12 protein-coding genes, 2 pseudogenes and 1 riboswitch are annotated in these 17855 nt (G+C 34.0%); of the genes and pseudogenes, 11 read left to right on the top strand and 3 right to left on the bottom strand.

The annotated features are described in order from the left end of the window. A partial coding sequence (locus LQ608_RS09310) for a vWA domain-containing protein (protein WP_239751467.1) occupies window positions 1–1954 on the bottom strand: 1954 nt, incomplete at its 3' end. A gap of 311 nt (window positions 1955–2265) precedes the next feature. Between LQ608_RS09310 and LQ608_RS09315 the strand changes: the two genes are divergently transcribed. The 5 genes and pseudogenes from LQ608_RS09315 to LQ608_RS09330 all read left to right on the top strand — a co-directional run bounded on the left by LQ608_RS09315 (window position 2266) and on the right by LQ608_RS09330 (window position 8559). Beyond that, the gene (locus LQ608_RS09315) at window positions 2266–4131 is read left to right on the top strand and encodes a BglG family transcription antiterminator (RefSeq protein ID WP_239751470.1); all 1866 of its coding nucleotides are present in this window, start codon (window positions 2266–2268) and stop codon (window positions 4129–4131) included. Window positions 4132–4210: 79 nt separating this feature from the next. Then, window positions 4211–5597 (top strand): annotated as a pseudogene (locus LQ608_RS09320) (PTS fructose transporter subunit IIC); the annotation flags it as partial. Between the two features lie 143 nt (window positions 5598–5740). Then, a pseudogene (locus LQ608_RS12555) lies at window positions 5741–6175 on the top strand (PTS sugar transporter subunit IIA); the annotation flags it as partial. Window positions 6176–6259: 84 nt separating this feature from the next. Then, window positions 6260–6359, top strand: a riboswitch (TPP riboswitch). A 109-nt stretch (window positions 6360–6468) separates the two neighbouring features. Then, entirely contained in the window at window positions 6469–7221 is a 753-nt protein-coding gene (locus LQ608_RS09325; RefSeq protein WP_239751472.1) for a 3-oxoacyl-ACP reductase, read from the top strand. Window positions 7222–7251: 30 nt separating this feature from the next. Beyond that, window positions 7252–8559: an NtaA/DmoA family FMN-dependent monooxygenase gene (locus LQ608_RS09330; RefSeq protein ID WP_239751475.1), complete on the top strand. Its 1308-nt coding sequence runs from the start codon at window positions 7252–7254 to the stop codon at window positions 8557–8559. Here the strand turns inward: LQ608_RS09330 and LQ608_RS09335 are convergent. Continuing rightward, window positions 8556–9479: an AEC family transporter gene (locus tag LQ608_RS09335; RefSeq protein WP_239751479.1), complete on the bottom strand. Its 924-nt coding sequence runs from the start codon at window positions 9477–9479 to the stop codon at window positions 8556–8558. The genes LQ608_RS09330 and LQ608_RS09335 overlap by 4 nt on opposite strands. A gap of 402 nt (window positions 9480–9881) precedes the next feature. Here LQ608_RS09335 and LQ608_RS09340 point away from each other — a divergent pair, with 402 nt between their 5' ends. Then, on the top strand, window positions 9882–11126 hold the full coding sequence (locus tag LQ608_RS09340; RefSeq protein WP_239751482.1) for a Glu/Leu/Phe/Val family dehydrogenase: 1245 nt from the start codon (window positions 9882–9884) through the stop codon (window positions 11124–11126). 108 nt (window positions 11127–11234) lie between these two features. On the opposite strand, the gene LQ608_RS09345 is transcribed toward LQ608_RS09340, so the two are convergent. Then, the gene (locus LQ608_RS09345; RefSeq protein WP_239751483.1) at window positions 11235–12161 is read right to left on the bottom strand and encodes an osmoprotectant ABC transporter substrate-binding protein; all 927 of its coding nucleotides are present in this window, start codon (window positions 12159–12161) and stop codon (window positions 11235–11237) included. 192 nt (window positions 12162–12353) lie between these two features. Here LQ608_RS09345 and fni point away from each other — a divergent pair, with 192 nt between their 5' ends. The 5 genes from fni (at window position 12354) to LQ608_RS09370 (ending at window position 17720) form a co-directional block, all read left to right on the top strand. Continuing rightward, window positions 12354–13394, top strand: a complete 1041-nt coding sequence (gene fni / locus LQ608_RS09350; protein WP_239751485.1) for a type 2 isopentenyl-diphosphate Delta-isomerase — start codon at window positions 12354–12356, stop codon at window positions 13392–13394. Window positions 13395–13624: 230 nt separating this feature from the next. Further along, window positions 13625–14599: an SMP-30/gluconolactonase/LRE family protein gene (locus LQ608_RS09355; protein WP_239751487.1), complete on the top strand. Its 975-nt coding sequence runs from the start codon at window positions 13625–13627 to the stop codon at window positions 14597–14599. Between the two features lie 119 nt (window positions 14600–14718). Continuing rightward, the gene (mvk, locus tag LQ608_RS09360) at window positions 14719–15642 is read left to right on the top strand and encodes a mevalonate kinase (RefSeq protein ID WP_107509294.1); all 924 of its coding nucleotides are present in this window, start codon (window positions 14719–14721) and stop codon (window positions 15640–15642) included. A gap of 5 nt (window positions 15643–15647) precedes the next feature. Then, entirely contained in the window at window positions 15648–16631 is a 984-nt protein-coding gene (gene mvaD / locus LQ608_RS09365) for a diphosphomevalonate decarboxylase (protein ID WP_239751489.1), read from the top strand. A 12-nt stretch (window positions 16632–16643) separates the two neighbouring features. After that, window positions 16644–17720, top strand: coding sequence for a phosphomevalonate kinase (locus LQ608_RS09370; RefSeq protein WP_239751491.1), 1077 nt, complete (start codon window positions 16644–16646; stop codon window positions 17718–17720). Window positions 17721–17855: the final 135 nt, after the last annotated feature.

Here is a 17855-nt window from a genome sequence, read left to right on the forward strand (position 1 = left end):
CTTCCGTACTTGGTTCTTCTGTGCTCGGCTCTTCTGTACTTGGTTCCTCCGTACTTGGATCCTCAGTGCTAGGCTCTTCCGTGCTTGGTTCTTCTGTGCTTGGCTCTTCTGTACTTGGTTCTTCCGTACTTGGCTCTTCTGTACTTGGTTCCTCCGTACTTGGCTCTTCAGTGCTTGGTTCCTCTGTACTTGGTTCCTCTGTACTTGGTTCCTCAGTACTTGGTTCTCCCGTACTTGGCTCTTCTGTACTTGGCTCTTCCGTGCTTGGCTCTTCGGTGCTTGGTTCTTCCGTTCTTGGTTCTTCCGTACTTGGCTCGTCCGTCCTGGGTTCCTCGGTGCTTGGGTCTTCCGAGCTTGGCTCTTCCGTACTTGGTTCTTCCGTGCTCGGCTCTTCGGTACTTGGCTCCTCGGTGCTCGGCTCTTCTGTACTTGGTTCCTCGGTGCTTGGTTCCTCTGTACTTGGTTCCTCCGTACTCGGTTCTTCTGTACTTGGCTCTTCGGTGCTTGGTTCTTCCGTACTTGGCTCTTCCGTACTTGGTTCCTCTGTACTTGGTTCTTCCGTACTCGGTTCTTCTGTACTTGGCTCTTCCGTGCTTGGCTCTTCCGTGCTTGGTTCCTCGGTGCTTGGTTCCTCCGTACTTGGTTCCTCTGTACTTGGTTCCTCCGTACTTGGTTCCTCTGTACTTGGCTCTTCTGTACTCGGTTCTTCTGTACTTGGTTCCTCGGTGCTTGGTTCTTCAGTCGAAGGGTCACAATTTAATGTATTAGCATTAATCATGCCTTCTTTTAATAATTGTCGGTCGTTACCAAATTGAACAAATCCACTCGTAACAACAGTGTTGTTTTCAGTCACTTTTTCTTGTTCTTTTAATTTATAATTTACTTTTACATTTCTTATATTACTTCCAGCTTTTAAATCAAATGTAACTTTATTGCCTACTTTTTGATATTGAATATTTTCTCCAGTATCAGTAGTTATATTAAATTCTTTTAAGTCGAAATTCTTATTAATGTTAAGTTCAACTTGTGTTTTAGGTACAGAAAGAATTGAATTTGCTATTAATCCTGATAACCTTTTTGCAAAATTATTAATATCATTTTCAGCAATAAAATGACCTTCACTTGATGCACTATTAGCTAATCCATTTTTAATATATGGTGAAACTTGAGATTGATACTTATCATAATACTGTGTAGGTGAAGACAGCTGATTTATACTTTCCCAGAATCCTACTGACATTTCATAATCAGATGAATTTATAGTTCCCATTAAATTTTGAACTTGTGAAAGTGCCCCTTTATAATCTTGATTATATTCTAATGAGTATGAATCCCCAGTTGTATAATCAGAAGTTTGATTATTTAGTTTATGTACGTACCCATCTAACTGAACATTGGCAACTCCATCAGTTATTAATAAAAATACAGTCTTTCTATCTTCTGACTCATTAGATCTTATACTTTTATATTGATCAATTGCATATTGAAGTCCTGTAGCAGTTGGTGTCCCGCCAGCAAGAACTAAATTATTATAAGCAGTTGTTAAGTCTTTATTCCTACTTAAGTTTTGTAAAGTTTTAGTGGAAACAGGAGTACCCCCTACTGTAGCAGTGTTTCCATTAATATATTTAACTTGATTACCACCTTGATAAGAAGTGAGCATTACTCTGTCTTCAGGATCCATTTTTTGCACGGATTGTGTAACTGCAGACTTAACACTTGCTATATTATCTTTAAAACTACCACTAGCATCTTGAATGATTACTAGATCCACCGGTCTTTTGTCTTCTTTAATATCAAAAGAAAAATTACCTTCTACCGGCCTCATGCACATGTTATCTCCATCACCTACTCTTATTGAGTGTTCGATTGGTTCATCTTTTGCTTGTATAAATTGGTCAAAATAACCAAAAATTAATAAAAAGGATGCAAATAAAAATATTGTTTTCTTCATATATCCTCCTAATGTCATTTTATGGAAATGTATTTAATGGCATTATACTATAATTAACAATCGATTTGTATGATTTTATGTAAAATATTTTCCAGTTAATAATAATATTAATTTATATTTTTTAATAAATTCTTTCATTTTGAATTAATTGAATATTTATATTCTTATTTCTAAAAATTACCAAAATCCCATTAGTTATATCTTTATATTGAAAGAACAATAAATACTTATCAAACTTGTTTATCATATTTTTAATGCTTACAATGTAATGGAAACGGAATAGAATGATTTGGGGAATGTGGTGAAAGAATATGTTAGATAGACACGTTAAGTTAATTAAATTATTACTACTAAATAGTGAAAGTTATTTAAACGGGAATGAAATAGCTGACTATTTAAACGTTTCTAACCGAACTGTAAGAAACGATATTAAATATATTAATACTGAAATTATTGAAAATGTCATTATAAGTGTTAAAGGTCGTGGATATAGGTTAAACAAGGAGCTATATAGCATAAATGAGATTGAAAATATTTTAATACAATATACTGAAAAGAACGGGCAAACGATGATAAAGCTTGCTTATCAACTGCTTATGTATAAACAATCTGTTACTTTAGATCAATTAGCGCAAGATTTTAATTTAAATAAAAATGAAATTATAGACTATATTGCACAAATTCAATCTTGGTGTGAGTCTTTTGATATTTCAATTAAACTCGTTAAAAGAAAAGGTGTAACAATTAAAGGTAATGAAATGGATATACGAAATGCAATTCTCCATTTAAATCAGCTTTCTACTAATGATGTCAAAGTAGAAGATTTTATTATTCATGAAATCCCAAAAGCACATAGTCAGCTAATCATGTATATTATGGAACAACATTTAAATGAACAAGGTATCCAAACTTCTAAAGTCCATATACGACAATTACTTGTACACCTTATTATTATTTTCAAAAGAATTAAAGAATCAAATGAAAAATGGGACATTAACGAAGAAGCACTCGTCATTTCCCGGGCAATTATTCAAGACATTAATCAACAATTAAAATACAATTTAAGCGATGAAACAGCAAAGTTATTTTCATTCTTTATTAGTTATTATTTTGATAAATACGATCTAGGATTTAAGCATATTTTCATCCAAAGTTATATAGATAGACTGATACACCAAATGAATCTGAAAGTTGGCATCGATTTCGAGCATGATGACTTACTTCGTGAAAATATTTATTCACATTTTAGTAGAACTTATTTAAGGATTGTAAAAAATATTTATATAAACAATCCACTTACCGATGATATTAAACGACAATATCCTTTTGTTTTTAATGCATTATATGAAACAGTTAATCATCTTGAGTCCGATGCACACCTTAATTTAAGCGAAGATGAAATTGCCTTTTTAGCATTACATTTTCAATCATCAATTGATAGAAACGTACAAGAACACTTCAATATTGTCATCACGTGCTATTACGGTCTCGGCATTTCAAGTTTATTAGAAGCACGCATACAAAAACTTAACGACAAAATTAACATTACAGATACACTAAAACTTGAAGACGTTCCTCAATATCATTTTTCTAATACTGATATACTCGTTACGACACATGAAATCGATATGGCAAACGTACCTGATTCAGTTGAGGTCGTGCACGTTTCTCCATTATTTTCTGAAGATGATGCAAATAAAATTCAAACCATTTTAAATCAAAAGCAAAACCCAATCCTAAAAAAAGACGCCTTATCACCTATTGAATTTGTATCTCAACCTATTCAACAAAATGAAACTACAACTGTAGATATTTTTGAACAAACTCAAATTATATTGGAAGATAAACATGCTATAACGAATGGTTATATAGAAAGTGCTTTAGAACGCGAAAAATTTTCTTCTACTTATATAGGAAACAATATTGCGATACCACATGGTGATCCTACACGTGTTCTTAAATCTCATGTATTGATGTTTAGACATCGGCAAGAGGTACCTTGGAAGCAACATAAAGTAAAAATGATTTTCTTTTTAGCAATTGCTGATAGAGATGCTCAAGTTATGAAAAAAATCATTCATAGTATAGCTGCACTTAGTGAACAAGATGTAGAATATTTATTAAAACTTGATGACGAACAATTCAAAAATAAAATCATAAAACGATTTAAAGAATAATTGCCACTACTAACGGCAATTATTCTTTTTTATCAGCTTTTGAATGCGTTTACAATTAACTTAAGAAGGAGATGACGTTATGAAAATATTAGCTATAACATCTTGTCCAAACGGGATAGCACATACATACATGGCTCAAGAAAAATTAGAGCAAGCTGCTAAAGAAATGGGCATAGATATAAAAGTAGAAACACAAGGTGGTGTTGGGGCAGAAAATGTACTAACATCAAAAGAAATTAGAGAAGCAGACGGCATCATTATTGCTGCTGACAGACAAGTTGATTTATCACGCTTTGACGGGAAACGATTAATTAACGAAAGTGTAAGAGAAGGTATCCACAATCCTCAACTACTTATTCAACGCATCATTGATCAAGACGCTCAAATACATCATGATAAAAATGGTAATAAACAAGCAGATGATGATAATGATCAAAAAAGTGGTCTACAAATGGTATACCAACATTTAATGAATGGTGTTTCCTTCATGGTTCCATTCATTGTAGTTGGTGGTTTATTAATGGCTATAGCATTAACATTAGGTGGAAATGCTACGCCAGAAGGATTGAAAATTCCAGAAGATTCATTTTGGAAATCTATAGAAAATATTGGTAGCTTAGCATTTAGTTTCATGGTTCCTATACTAGCTGGTTATATTGCGGTCAGTATTGCCGATAAACCTGGTCTAGTTCCAGGTATGATTGGTGGTGCAATTGCCGCTGACGGAAGTTTCTATGGCAGTGAAGCTGGCGCAGGTTTCTTAGGTGGTATTGTTGCTGGTTTCTTAGCTGGTTATATAGCAAAATGGATTAAAAACATCAAAATTCCAAAAGCGATGGCACCTATTATGCCAATTATAATTATTCCGATTATATCTTCAATAATAGTAGGACTTATATTCATATTTGTTATTGGAGCACCAATTGCCAGCATTTTTGAAGGATTAACAACATGGTTAAAAGGTATGCAAGGTGCAAATAGTGTCATCTTAGCCCTTATTATTGGTGCAATGATTGCATTTGATATGGGTGGTCCTGTAAATAAAGTAGCTTTCTTATTTGGATCAGCATTAATTGCTGAAGGTAACTATGCAGTTATGGGTATGGTTGCAGTAGCAGTATGTACGCCACCAATTGGATTAGGACTAGCAACATTCTTTAATAAACGTAAATTTAATAAAGGTGAAATTGAAATGGGTAAAGCTTCATTCACAATGGGACTTTTCGGTATTACTGAAGGTGCTATCCCATTTGCAGCCCAAGATCCATTACGAATTATTCCAGCAAATATGGTTGGCGCAATGGTCGCTGCCGTTATAGCATCTATAGGTGGCGTTGGAGACAGAGTAGCCCATGGTGGACCAATCGTAGCTGTACTTGGTGGTATAGATAAAATATTATGGTTCTTTATAGCCGTTATTGTCGGAAGCATCGTGACAATGCTAGTAACATTACTTTTAAAGAAAAAAGAAAAATCATTAGTCACAACTGATACTGCAGATTCAGACAGTAACCTTACATCTTCTTTCATGGGAACTGAAGATGATGATCATAAAGAAGAAACAACATCAAACACTGAAAAGAAAGAAGAAAATACAGAAACGTTCGAAGTATTTGATAAGAATGTTATAACAATTGAAAATCGTAACATGTCTAGAGATGAAGCTATAGATAAACTTATTCAAAACTTAAAACATCATAACTATATTGAAGATGAACAAATTTTGAAAGAAGGCGTACTTAAACGTGAGTCAGAATCAACGACTGCAATAGGTATGAATGTAGCCATCCCGCACGCTAAATCAAATGTCGTTAAACAACCAGTTGTAGCAGTACTCAATAATAAAAACGGTGTAGATTGGGAAAGTTTAGACCATACACAACCAAAAATCATCTTCCTAATCGCCGTACCAAATGACAGTAGTGATACACACTTAAAACTACTACAAAGACTATCACGTACACTCATGGACGACGAAACACGAGAACAATTAATAAATGCAGATAGTACTGATAAAATATATAATATATTGAAAGAAATATAATTTGAAGCACTCAGTATGAATCTTTGCATCTCTTAGACTAACTTGACATACTTACCTAAAAACTATACATTGAAAATAATTAAATAGATGCACTAGGGGTGTTTTAAACTGAGATGAGTATTTACTCAAACCCTTCGAACCTGAACTAGTTCATACTAGCGTAGGAAAGTGTTGGTGAAATGAATTTGTAGGGATGAATATGCCCTTTTATAAATAGCTTTCTAATTTTACACAACTTTCTTAGGAGATGGTTGTGTATTTTTTTATTTAAATTTTGATTAGGAGTGATTTAAATGACGAGAACAGTATTAGTTACAGGAAGTAGTAGAGGTTTAGGTGCAACAATTGCACGTACATTAGTAAATGAAGGTCATCAAGTTATCATCAATTACAACAACAGTAAGGAATCCGCCGAACATCTTGTTGCTGAACTTGGGAATGAACGTGCTATTGCTATTAAAGCAGACGTTACAAACCGTAAAGAAGTTAATCAATTAATATCAGAAGGAACAAAACACTTTGGACAAATTGATGTTGTTGTTAATAATGCACTCGTTAACTTTAAATTTGATCCTGTTAAGCAACAACCTTTTATCGATCTTTCTTGGGAAGATTATCAACAACAAATTGATGGTACTTTAAAAGCTGCTTTTAATATCGTTCAAAGTGTGGCGCCTCAATTTATTGAAAGAAAACATGGAGCTGTTATAAGTATTGGAACAAACCTATTCCAAAATCCCGTTGTGCCATATCATGAATATACAACTGCAAAAGCCGGATTAATAGGTTTCACACGCAATATTGCAGCAGAATTAGGCCAATATGGTATTACTGCAAATGTAGTATCTGGTGGCTTACTAAAAACGACCGATGCAAGTTCAGTTACAACACCTGATGTGTTTGATTTAATTGCCCAGTCTACGCCTCTAAAAAAAGTTACTACTCCACAAGATGTTGCAAATATGGTGAGTTTTTTAGCGTCAGATAAAGCAACCGGCATAACAGGTCAAAACTATACTGTTGATGGTGGTTTAACGATGAACTAGCATTTCAAACGAGAATTAAGGAGAATATGAATGAAAAAATTCAATCATGAACAACTAAACATCGGTGTCTTATTATATGGATGTGGACATCATCAAGCTGCATGGCTTATGGAAGATTCATATATCGAGCAAATTGGAGATATTTCATACTATCAGTCATTGGCTCAGCTTTCAGAAAAAGGATTATTAGATGCAGTGTTTTTTGCTGATAATCAATCGTTCCCTGCTAATGCAGACAGTGAAATGCCAGCATTTTGGTTAGATCCAATCGTGAATTTAACTGCTATATCTCAAGCAACAAAACATATTGGATTAGTTTCAACAATATCAAGTTCTTTCTCAAATCCTTATACTGCAGCTAGACAACTTTTAACGCTTGATCATGCTACTAATGGACGCGTCGGTTGGAACTTAGTTACATCTATGTCTGACTTAGAAGCACAAAATCATAGTATGTCTGCTCTCCCACCACACGACAGAAGGTATCAACAAGCTTATGAGTTTGCTGATTTAATGGATAAATTGTTCACTTCTTGGCATAAAAAAGATTTCATACATTCGCGAACAACAAATCAATTGATTAAACACGAACATATTCATTCTTTTAATCATTCTGGAGAGCATTTCCAAGTCAATGGACCTTTATCGACACCAAGCAGTCCACAAGGTAAACCTGTTGCTATGCAAGCAGGCGCTTCTAAACAAGGAATTGCTTTAGCAGTCAAACACGCTGATGCTGTCTATTCTGTTTCTTGGAATTTGAAACAAGCAAAAGCCTATAGAACCAAATTAAACAACGCGATTCAACAAAGTAACACTCCAAATAAATATATTAAAGTATTCCCTGGATTAGTAACTTATGTGGCTGAAACGCATGAAGAAGCTTTGCTTAAAAAAGAAAAATTAGATAAACGTCTTCCAATAGAAAATGCTATAAAACAACTCAGCACTTTTGTAAGACAAGACTGTACAAAATGGTCATTAGATGAACCCGTTCCGGAATTGCCTCCAGTAGAATCATTCGATGGTCCAGTAGGCAGATATGAAACTATTTTAGAAATTATCGAAGACACCCAACCTACAGTAAGAGCATTATTAGGTTACCTCAATGCTGGTGGTGGGCATCTTACTTTAATAGGGACACCTGTTGAAATTGTAGATGAAATGGAACGTTGGTTTAAATTAGGCGTAGCTGACGGCTTTAATTTAATGCCCCCTACTCTTCCATATAGTTTAGAAGACTTTGTGAAATTTATTATTCCAGAGTTACAACGTCGTGGACTTTATCGTGAATATTACTCAGGAAATACTTTTAGAGAATGTTTAAATTTACATTAAAAAATAATATGAGATAAATAAATGACGATAACTACAGAAATCGAGCTGAATAAAGTAGACATAAAGACAAGTTCTGCCGCCAATTCTGGATAATTATCATATTCTTGAGCAATAACCGAACTATTTACAGATGTCGGCATAGCTGAAGCAATAAATAAAGTTTGTGCAATAATACCATCCAACCCCATGCATTTTATAATAACAAGTGCAATCGCTGGACCAACTATCAGTCGAACAAATATATAAATATAAGATGACGACCATCTGAAGTTAATTTTAATGTTCGCAATTTGAGCTCCTAATAGAATTAAAGCAACTGCAATCATGGCGTCAGACAAATAACTAACTGTTGTCCACATAAATTCAGGAATTGGAATATGATTGTAGTTTAGGATGATTGCTAGTAAAAGCGCATAAATAATCGGCATTTTAAAATAATTAATGAGTGCTTTAAGTTTACCTATTTGAACAGATTGAATCGCAAAGACACCATATGTAAACGTAAAGATATTTTGTAAAGTTAACACAATCACTTGCGCTGACATTGCTAAAGGATCACTCTTAAAAACAATATCATTTAAAGGTGCACCATAATTACCAGAGTTAAAAAAGAGCACGCTGTTCGTCAATGTCGTTTCTTTACCTTTATCTAAATTTTGTATTTTGGCCAATGCGAAAGCAACGATATATAACATCACGATGTAAATAATAAAGAAGATAACAATAGAAAACAGTAAATTAACAGCTAAGTCAGCTTTGTAGAACTTCGCAAAAATAAACCCAGGAACGAACACGTTAATATTCAACTTAGCTAATGTTCTCAAGTCTAACTTAACACGCTTTTGTAGAACATAACCTAATCCTGTCATTAGAAAGATAGGTACAACAACAGTAAGTAAAATATTCAACATTTCAGCCAAAAAAACACCCCCTCTTTCGAGTAACATATGCTATTGATTACATTTATCATAACATTATTAACAACTTGTTGGAGGGGGGTGTTTTCAACGGGTGCGTTATAACAAAAACGAGGCTAGGACATTTAACTTGTCCTAGCCTCGTTTCACACTATAATAAATCTTTACTCGTTATATTTGAAACAGCTCATAAATTTACTATAGCACGTTTTCCATTTAATCCCAATTAAAAGGCATTACTTCTCTTTTAAAGAATATTTACTATATAAATAAAAATTATAAAATTTTCGAATTTTTTAGTAAATTCTGTTTATTTTATTGAAAAATATTTTCATAAGTACTATGATTAGTTTTAATATGTTTTTTTTAAAACATAGTTTTTATACATACGAAGGAGAGTCAATCATGAGTGAAAAAAGTAATCTTGTTACTTCAACACAGAATATTATTGAAGAAGCATTATATAAATTAGGTTATGATGAAGGCCTTTACGAGCTTATTAAGGAACCTGCTAGATTCTTAAAAGTTCGCATACCAGTAAAAATGGATGATGGTTCAGTACAAACTTTTACAGGCTATCGTTCTCAACATAATAGTTCAGTAGGACCGACTAAAGGTGGCGTTCGTTTCCATCCAGATGTCGACGAAAATGAAGTCAAAGCTTTATCTATGTGGATGACTTTGAAATGTGGCATCGTTAATTTACCTTATGGTGGTGGTAAAGGGGCCATTCAATGTGACCCTCATAATATGAGCAAGACAGAGCTTGAACGATTATCTAGAGGTTTTGTCAGAGCTATATCTCAAATTGTTGGACCTTCTAAAGACATTCCGGCACCTGATGTGTACACGGATGCTCAAATCATGTCGTGGATGATGGACGAATATAGTTTGATGCATAAAGTAAATGCGCCAAACTTTATCACAGGTAAACCGATTGCATTAGGTGGTTCACTTGGACGTGAACAAGCGACTGCATTAGGTGCTGTTATTACAATCGAAGAAGCGGCTAAACGTAAAAATATTAAAATAAAAGATTCACGTGTTGTCATTCAAGGGTTTGGTAATGCTGGTAGCTTTATCGCTAAAATTCTACATGATAAGGGTGCGAAAATTGTCTGTATTTCTGAAAGTCGCGGTGCATTATATGATCCTGATGGTTTAGATATTGATCATTTATTAGAACTGCGTAAAGAACATGGTAGAATCACACCTTTATTTGATAATCTTATTACAAATAGTGAATTATTTGAAATTGATTGTGATATTTTAGTACCAGCAGCGTTAGCTAACCAAATCACTACTCAAAATGCCGGTGATATTAAAGCAACTATTGTAGCTGAAGCTGCTAACGGCCCTACTACACAGGAAGCTACACGCATCCTTACTGAGAAGGGTGTATTATTAATTCCTGACGTATTAGCTAGTGCTGGTGGCGTAACTGTTTCCTACTTTGAATGGGTTCAGAACAATCAAGGTCTTTATTGGACTGAAAAAGAAGTCAATGATTTATTAAAAGAAAAGATGGTTGAAGCTTTTGATAAAGTGTATGAAATATCTCAAAGTCGACATTTAGATATGAGATTATCTGCCTATGTCGTAGGAGTTAGACGAACTGCCGAAGCAACCCGTTTCAGAGGTTGGGCTTAGCATGATATATAAAGGAAGAGGCTGGGACAAATTATTGTCTCAGCCTCTTATCATTAGATTCGCATTAGTTAACCGGATGTGATTTCTGACTTACTTCTGCTTTTACATTTATTCGAAATAATTATGTTTTTTTAGGAACTTTTCTGCAATAATAGCTGGTTCTTCTTTTTCACCATCAGCTTTAAAATTTAGTTCTTGCATTTTTTTCGTAGAAACTTTATCAAGTAATTTTTCGATAGATTTTTTAGATTTCGGATTTTCTTTTAAATATTCATTTGTTGCTAATGGACTTGCATCATAAGGTGGGAAGAAATGACGATCATCTTCTAAAGTCACTAAATCATAAGCAGCAATTCTTCCGTCTGTCGTATAACCAAGTGCTGCATCGATACTCTTATTCTTCAATGCATCATATACGAGTCCAATTTGCATTGATCTTATATGTTCAAATTCAAATCCATAAGCTTTTGTAAATGCTGGATAGCCGTCACCTTTACGCTTTATCCATGTCGCGTCACTTGCAACTCTTAGTTCATCTTTATGTTTTTCTAAATCTGATACCTTTTTCAAATTATATTTTTTAGCTGTTTCTTTAGTTACAGTAAAGGCAAAAGTATTTTCAAATCCATATGAATCAAAAAATGTTTGGTCAAATTTCTTTTGAAAACCTGTCTTAACTGCTTTTTCAGCTTTTTTAGTATTTGTAATAGGATCAGAATCAAGCGCGCCTACTAAATCAGTACCTGTATATCTTGTAGCAGATATTTGAGCATCATCATTTAAAATCGCATTATGTTCAATGGCTGCAGAGCCAAGATTATTTACAATAACTGGTTTAACTTCCCCATTCGTATCATGTTCAATTTGTAGTCGAATCATATGTGCCATAATTTGAGATTCACTTGTCGCAAGCGCAGTTATTTTAACACTGTCAGCTGATGCTCCACCTAACCCCGGCAATGAACACCCACTTAATAATAATGTACAAATCATAATTAAAGTAAATTTTTGAAGTTTAATAACGTTCTCCTCCATAAGTTATATATCTATAGTATTTACTATTTATATTAACACAAATAGCTAATTCTGTTTTTCTAGTCTATATGAACGGCAGTCTACACGGTGTCTAGAATGATATTGTTTAGTTTATATTCAATATGACAACTGCTATAATATGTATGAGATAAAATAAATCATTAAACATTTAGATGCACGGAGGATAAATGAATGGACGACTCACTAAGAAGTAAAAGAAAGAATGAACATATTCAATTAGCTTTAGATACTTATCAATATGCAGGTACTGATTTTGATAAAGTACAGTTAATTCATCAATCCATTCCTTCAATAAATAAAAATCAAATCGACTTATCTGTACAATTCCCTCACTTCACTTTCAAATATCCTATTTATATTAATGCGATGACAGGTGGAAGTGAAAGAGCAGCAACAATAAATAAGGAATTAGCACAAATTGCGAAAGCATGTGATATTCCAATGGCAGTCGGTTCTACACATTCAGCTTTAAAAGATTCTAATGCTGAATCTAGCTTCACAGTTGTACGAGATGAGAATCCTGATGGACTAATTTTTAGTAACGTTGGAGCAGATATCGAATACGCTAAAGCAAAAAAATCAATTGAATTATTAAGTGCAGATGCCTTACAAATTCATGTTAACGCACCACAAGAATTAATTATGCCTGAAGGTGACACTGAATTTGAAAATTGGTTAACAAACATTCAAGAAATCCAAGAAAACATTGATATACCAGTCATTATTAAAGAAGTAGGCTTTGGTATGAGCGCCGAAACAATTAAAAAGGTAAAAGATATAGGAATTCAATATGTTGATATAAGCGGTAGAGGTGGAACTAACTTTGCAGATATTGAGAACCAAAGAAGACCATTAAAAGACATGGCATTCTTAAATCAATGGGGACAAAGTACAGTACAAAGTTTACTAGAAGCTAAATTATTAAACACAGATATCCATGTACTAGCAAGTGGCGGTGTTAAGAACCCATTAGATGCTATAAAATCATTAGTATTAGGTGCAGAAGCAGTCGGCCTATCTGGATACGTACTTAAATATCTAGATGAGTATGGAGTAGAAGATACAATAGAACATATGAAACAATTTATAGAACAAATGCACGTAATAGCAAACTTGTTGAATGCATCTAAAGTATCAGATTTAAGATCAGTCGGTTATGTATTGTCACCAGATTTACAAACATATCTAGAACAACGCTCAAAAGTAATATAATTTCAAAAAACGTAGCAGCTTTTTCTAAATCAGGAAAAGCTGCTTTTCATTTTATATTTATGTATTTATCCTATACACCCCCACTATCTCCTGTATATAAGACTTTTTTACGATATAATATTCATTTTCAATGTAAGATATAAAGTGATAATATTAAACATATATCTTAATCGTATCTTTAAAGTGCACGTGTGCTTTTTTATAGAGTATAAATTGAAGGAGAGTTGAATATGACTAATCAAGATATTCCATCTTTATATTACACAGAAGCCTCTAAAAGTGCTGTTCCACTTCTTGAGAGTGAACAACATATACAAACTGTTACTGCTGAGCCTTGGCTAAAAATTTCTGACGAGGGTCTTCAATTAGAAGGCTTGTGTTTTGATAGAGATCATAATCTTTTTTTATGTGAAGTATTTGGCGGAACCATTTTTAGAGTAGACTTACCTGAGAAAAAAGTGAATACTGTATTCAAATCTGAGAAAACAAACCCAGCTTCTGTTAAAATACATAAGGATGGAAGCTTATATTTGTCTTACTTAGGTGATTTCAAAAATTCTGGTGGTGTTATATCCACTGATTCGAATGGTAATAATCCTCAAAGTATTGTTTCAGACATTGATACTGAATATTGTATTGATGATTTAGTATTTGATAGTAAAGGTGGTTTCTATTTCACTGATTTTAGAGGTTACTCTACTAACCCTCTTGGCGGTGTTTATTATGTTTCACCCGATCATCAAACGATTACACCTATCATTCAAAACATGGCTGTAGCAAACGGCATTGCATTAAGTACAGATGAGCGTATCCTTTGGGTTACTGAAACAAACGCCAATAGATTACATCGTATTTCTTTAGAAGAAGATGGTGTTACGATTGAACCATTTGGCGCATCAATTCCTTATCATTTTACTGGTCATGAAGGTCCGGATTCTTGTTGTATAGACAGTGATGACAACCTTTATGTCGCTATGTACGGTCAAGGAAGAGTTCTTGTATTCAACAAAAATGGTTACCCTATTGGACAAATATTAATGCCAGGTCGAGATCAAGGTCACATGTTAAGATCTACACACCCTGCGTTTATCCCAGGTACAAATCAATTAATCATTTGTGCTAACGATATAGAACGTGGTGGCGATTCTTGGTTATTTACAGCAAAAGGCTTCGCAAAAGGACATAATAGTTATCAATTTCATTAAAAGTGTAATTTATATACATTAATTAGTTAAAGTTTTTGAATATATGGTGACAGAGCTTTATAATAATATAGTGTTGTTTAACAAAAATAAAATAGGAAATATTAAAGGTGATTGAAAATATGGCACAAATAGGATACGGGGAAGCAAATGGTAAAGTCATTTTAATAGGAGAGCATGCTGTTACTTTTGGACAACCAGCAATAGCAATTCCATTTACAACAGGTAAAGTGAAGGTAACAATTAAGTCTCTTAGTAAAGATGACGCTTCATACATTAATAGCGATGTATATGAAGGTCCGTTGCAACAAGCGCCTGAACATATAAAAGCTGTTACGACTCGCTTTGTCGAAAAACATCATATAGAAGACTCTATAAATGTTACTTTTGAAACGAATCTTCCCCCTTCAAGAGGATTAGGTTCCAGTGCTGCTATGGCTATCGCCTTTGTAAGAGCAAGTTATGATTATATAAATAAGCCACTTACCGACGAATTATTAATAGAAGAAGCGAATTGGGCAGAACAAATCGCTCACGGCAAACCGAGTGGCATCGATACTCAAACAATTGTTTCTAATAAACCTGTATGGTTCCATCAAGGAAAAGTAACAACTTTAAATCCTTTAGCATTAAAAGGATATATGGTTGTAATAGACACTGGTGTTAGAGGCTCTACAAAGAAAGCAGTAGAAGATGTCCATAACTTATGTGATCATAATGAGCAATATATGCGATTCATCGAACATATTGGCAATCTCGTATATGAAGCAAACGAAGCAATTGAACGTCATGATTTCAACCAATTAGCACATGTGTTTGAGCTAGCTCAAGATAATTTACGTAAGCTTACTGTCAGTCATGATAATATCGAAGCATTACTTGAAATAAGCAAAACACAAGGAGCAACTGCTGGTAAACTCACTGGCGGTGGTCGCGGCGGTAGTATGATTGTACTCGCACAAAACCTTGAAATAGCTGAAAAAGTGGCAACAAGTGCTGAAAAATTCGGTGCACATCATACTTGGATTGAAAACTTAGGAGGTTAACGAGATTGAATATTAGTGGCAAAGCCCGTGCACACACAAATATTGCTTTAATTAAATATTGGGGAAAAGCCAATGAGGACTTAATCATTCCCATGAATAATAGTTTATCCGTTACACTAGATAAATTTTATACAGAAACTAAAGTAACATTTAGTCCTGATTATAAAAAAGATACTTTAATATTAAATGGACAAGAAGTTAGCGAAGAACAATCTAAGAAAATTTATCGTTTTATGGATATCGTTAGAGAACGTAGTCAATCATCATTACACGCACACATCGAAAGCGTCAATTATGTACCTACTGCTGCTGGTCTTGCATCTTCTGCAAGTGCATATGCAGCCTTAGCAGCTGCTTGTAATGAAGCGTTAGATTTAAACATGTCAGATAAAGATTTATCTAGATTAGCACGAAGAGGTTCTGGTTCTGCTTCAAGAAGTATTTTCGGCGGATTTGCTGAATGGGAAAAAGGAATCGATGATGAAACATCATATGCACATTCAATAGAATCAGATGGTTGGGAAGACGATTTATCTATGATATTTGTCGTTATTAATAACCAATCTAAAAAAGTCTCTAGCCGTTCAGGTATGTCTCACACACGCGATACATCTCGATTCTATCAATATTGGTTAGATCATGTAGATGAAGATATTGCATCTGTAAAGCAAGCAATTAAACAGAAAGACTTCAAACATTTAGGTGAAGTCATAGAAGAAAATGGATTACGTATGCATTCTACAAACTTAGGTGCACAACCACCGTTTTCTTACTTAGTTCCTGAAAGTTATGAAGTTATGGAAATTGTCCACAAATGTAGAAAAGCTGGATATCCATGCTATTTCACAATGGATGCTGGACCAAATGTTAAAATTTTAGTTGAAAAGAACAACCAACAATATATAATAGACGCTTTACTTGAATCTTTTAATGAAGAACAAGTTATTGCGAGTGACATTACTCACACAGGTATTGAAATTATTGAATAAGGAAGAGATAAAATGATTCAAGTCAAAGCACCAGGAAAGCTGTATATCGCTGGAGAATATGCAGTTACAGAGCCTGGATATAAATCTGTATTAATCGCAGTTGACCGATTTGTGACGGCAACTATTGAAGATACTCATTCAACTTCAGGATTTATCCATTCTAAGACTTTACATCATGAACCGATTACTTTTAAGAGAGAACAAGATAAAATAATCATTTCTGATACAGATGCAGCAGATCAACTTAAATATATTACACAAGCTATTGAAGTGTTTGAGCAGTTTGCTAAAAGCTCAAACGTCACTTTAAGACATTACAATCTTACAATAGATAGTAATCTTGATGATTCATCAGGACATAAATATGGATTGGGTTCTAGCGCAGCAGTATTAGTATCCGTTATAAAAGCATTGAATGAATTTTACAATATGCAATTATCCAACTTGTACATCTATAAATTAGCCGTTATCGCAAACATGAAATTACAAAGTTTGAGCTCATGCGGTGATATTGCTGTTAGTGTTTATACAGGTTGGTTAGTTTATAGTACATTTGACCACGATTGGGTAAAACAACAAATCGAAGAAACATCTGTATTGGATGTTCTATTTAAAAACTGGCCAGGCTTACACATAGAACCACTTCAAGCACCAGAACATATGGAAGTACTAATCGGATGGACAGGTTCACCAGCCTCTTCACACCATTTAGTAAGTGAAGTTAAACGCTTGAAAGCCGATCCAACAATATATGGACAATTTCTTGACCAATCGCAAACATTTGTCGAGCAACTTATAAAAGCTTTTAAAACAAATAATATTCAAGGCGTACAAGAAACAATTAGAAAAAACCGCACAGTCATCCAATATTTAGATTCATTCGCTACAATAGACATCGAAACACCACATTTAAAAAAATTATGTGAAATCGGCGAAAAATATGGCGGCGCAAGTAAAACATCTGGCGCAGGTGGCGGTGACTGTGGCATAACAATCGTTGAAAATGATAAAAACAAAAGAAAAATATTTGAAGAATGGTCTAATAACGACATCAAACCACTCAATTTCAGCATTTATCACGGACAATAAAATATACCAAAAGAACCCCTTTGCTGAACGAATAAACACGTTGAGCAAAGGGGTTCTTTCGATATAGAATAAATTAATCTACATCTTCAACTAAAACTCATCTCTTCCTAATCAAAAACTAAGCACATCCATCGG

Source organism: Mammaliicoccus sp. H-M34, assembly GCF_022386495.1.
GTDB classification, from domain to species: domain Bacteria; phylum Bacillota; class Bacilli; order Staphylococcales; family Staphylococcaceae; genus Mammaliicoccus; species Mammaliicoccus fleurettii.

Bases quoted from the DNA above. Each gene is read 5' to 3' on its own strand.
- LQ608_RS09340 (WP_239751482.1), top strand. From the start codon at position 9,882: ATGAGTGAAAAAAGTAATCTTGTTACTTCAACACAGAATATTATTGAA.
- LQ608_RS09345 (WP_239751483.1), bottom strand. From the start codon at position 12,161: ATGGAGGAGAACGTTATTAAACTTCAAAAATTTACTTTAATTATGATT.
- LQ608_RS09370 (WP_239751491.1), top strand. From the start codon at position 16,644: ATGATTCAAGTCAAAGCACCAGGAAAGCTGTATATCGCTGGAGAATAT.
- fni (WP_239751485.1), top strand. From the start codon at position 12,354: ATGGACGACTCACTAAGAAGTAAAAGAAAGAATGAACATATTCAATTA.
- LQ608_RS09330 (WP_239751475.1), top strand. From the start codon at position 7,252: ATGAAAAAATTCAATCATGAACAACTAAACATCGGTGTCTTATTATAT.
- LQ608_RS09315 (WP_239751470.1), top strand. From the start codon at position 2,266: ATGTTAGATAGACACGTTAAGTTAATTAAATTATTACTACTAAATAGT.
- mvk (WP_107509294.1), top strand. From the start codon at position 14,719: ATGGCACAAATAGGATACGGGGAAGCAAATGGTAAAGTCATTTTAATA.
- LQ608_RS09355 (WP_239751487.1), top strand. From the start codon at position 13,625: ATGACTAATCAAGATATTCCATCTTTATATTACACAGAAGCCTCTAAA.
- LQ608_RS09325 (WP_239751472.1), top strand. From the start codon at position 6,469: ATGACGAGAACAGTATTAGTTACAGGAAGTAGTAGAGGTTTAGGTGCA.